2 rRNA genes (1 of these 2 cut by a window edge) are annotated in these 2765 nt (G+C 56.7%); both read right to left on the bottom strand.

Annotation, left to right across the window (positions count from 1 at the left end):
• Positions 1-45: 45 nt before the first annotated feature.
• Positions 46-157 (bottom strand): 5S ribosomal RNA (rrf, locus tag HHO50_RS20825).
• A 94-nt stretch (positions 158-251) separates the two neighbouring features.
• Positions 252-2765 (bottom strand): 23S ribosomal RNA (locus tag HHO50_RS20820); it runs 379 nt beyond the window's last position.

Genomic DNA, 2765 nt, shown 5'->3' with positions numbered 1-2765 from the left:
GGGCCGGCCCCGCCTCCTTGTCAGGGGCGGGGCCGGCTTGCTGGGGGTTGGCGGCTACCTACTCTCCCGCGTGTGACCGCAGTACCATCGGCTCGGCGGGGCTTAACTTCTCTGTTCGGAATGGGAAGAGGTGGACACCCGCGACATAGCCACCATTATCGTCGTCTCCCTTGCGGGCTACTAATGATGTCGGGGGGTGCTTTGCCATACTTGGGAGGAAAGAAAACTACTTAGGGTACGCGCCTTTCGCGGCGGGAAAGCCCTCGGGCAATTAGTACGGCTCGGCTATGGCATCTCTGCCTTTACACCTGCCGCCTATCGACGTGGTCGTCTCCCACGGCCCTTGGAGGGATGTCTCATCTTGGGGTGAGTTTCGCGCTTAGATGCTTTCAGCGCTTATCTCATCCGAGCGTAGCTACCCTGCGCTGCGGCTGGCGCCACAACAGGCCCACCAGAGGCTCGTCCATCCCGGTCCTCTCGTACTAAGGACAGGTCCCCTCAAACATCCAACGCCCACTACAGATAGGGACCGAACTGTCTCACGACGTTCTGAACCCAGCTCGCGTGCCACTTTAATGAGCGAACAGCTCAACCCTTGGGACCTTCTCCAGCCCCAGGACGTGACGAGCCGACATCGAGGTGCCAAACCTCCCCGTCGATATGAGCTCTTGGGGGAGATCAGCCTGTTATCCCCGGCGTACCTTTTATCCTTTGAGCGATGGCCCTTCCATGCGGAACCACCGGATCACTATATCCGCCTTTCGGCCCTGCTCGGCTTGTGGGCCCCACAGTCAAGCACCCTTCTGCTATTGCGCTCTGCGCACGGTTACCAAGCGTGCTGAGGGTACCTTTGAAAGCCTCCGTTACTCTTTTGGAGGCGACCACCCCAGTCAAACTACCCACCAAACAATGTCTCCCCTCCGGGATTAGGCCCCGGACAACCCGAGGGTGGTATTTCAACGCTGACTAACCGGCGCCTGGCGACGCCGGATCGAAGTCTCCCACCTATCCTACACACGGGTTGCCCAGAGTCAATGTTAAGCTATAGTAAAGGTGCACGGGGTCTTTCCGTCCCGTAGCGGGTACTCGGCATCTTCACCGAGACTACAATTTCACCGAGCTCACGGCTGAGACAGCGCCCAGATCGTTACACCATTCGTGCAGGTCGGAACTTACCCGACAAGGAATTTCGCTACCTTAGGACCGTTATAGTTACGGCCGCCGTTTACCGGGGCTTCGATTCAACGCTTCGCCTCGCGGCTGACGTCCCCTCTTAACCTTCCGGCACCGGGCAGGTGTCAGGCCATATACCTCATCTCTCGATTTCGCATAGCCATGTGTTTTTGTTAAACAGTCGCCTGGGCCTCTTCACTGCGGCTTCTCCATCGCTGGAGGAAGCGCCCCTTCTCCCGAAGTTACAGGGCCATTTTGCCGAGTTCCTTGGCCGTGATTCACTCGAGCACCTTAGGATTCTCTCCTCGACTACCTGTGTCGGATTGCGGTACGGGTAGCGTAACCTTTATAACGCTTAGCGGGTTTTCTTGGGAGCATGGTTAGGGCCGCTATCCCCTCGCCCGGGGGCTTGGGGTACTATCGGGTTTCAGCAGGGTCGGCGTACTTGACTACCGTCCCTATACCTACGCCCTTCAACCTGGTATTCCGTCACCAGGCGGGCCTTTCACTTCTCCGTCACCGCATCGCTGGGTCACGCTAGTACTGGAATATTAACCAGTTGTCCATCGACCTTAGCTCTCGCATCGGCCTTAGGGCCCGACTGACCCTGATCCGATTAGCGTTGATCAGGAAACCTTAGTCTTTCGGTGTGCGGGTTTCTCGCCCGCATTATCGTTACTTATGCCTACATTTGCTTTTCCCGACGCTCCAGCACCCATTGCCAGGTACCTTCTCCGCCGACGGGAATGCTCCCCTACCACATGTATGAATACATATCCGTAGCTTCGGTACCATGCTTGATGCCCGATTATTATCGATGCCCTGTCGCTCGACCAGTGAGCTGTTACGCACTCTTTAAATGAATGGCTGCTTCCAAGCCAACATCCTGGCTGTCTGGGCAACTGGACCTCCTTTGTTCAACTTAGCATGGATTTAGGGACCTTAGCTGACGGTCTGGGTTCTTTCCCTCTCGGCGCGGGACCTTAGCACCCCGCGCCTCACTGCCGAGTATGTCTGGCGGCATTCGGAGTTCGTCAGGATTCGGTAGGGTTTGACCCCCCCTAGTCCTATCGGTAGCTCTACCTCCGCCAGACTCCACCTCGACGCTGCCCCTAAAGGCATTTCGGGGAGTACGAGCTATTTCTCAGTTTGATTGGCCTTTCACCCCTACCCTCAGGTCATCCAAATCCTTTTCAACGGAAACTGGTTCGGACCTCCATTGCGTGTTACCGCAACTTCATCCTGCCCAAGGGTAGATCACAAAGTTTCGCGTCTACCCCCCCTGACTGTGCGCCCTGTTCAGACTCGCTTTCGCTGCGGCTCCGTCTCTTCAGAGACTTAACCTCGCCAGGGAGGAGTAACTCGTAGGCTCATTATGCAAAAGGCACGCCGTCACCCAACGAATGGGCTCCGACCGCTTGTAGGCGCATGGTTTCAGGTTCTATTTCACTCCCCTATTCGGGGTTCTTTTCACCTTTCCCTCACGGTACTGGTTCACTATCGGTCTCTCAGGAGTATTTAGCCTTACCGGATGGTACCGGTGGATTCAGACGGGATTCCTCTGGTCCCGCCCTACTCAGGATACCACTATG

It is taken from the genome of Rufibacter sp. XAAS-G3-1, assembly GCF_013623775.1.
Taxonomy (GTDB): Bacteria; Bacteroidota; Bacteroidia; order Cytophagales; family Hymenobacteraceae; genus Nibribacter.
Note: the sequence above shows the minus strand (reverse complement) of the source record. Positions and strands in the feature narration are given on the sequence as shown.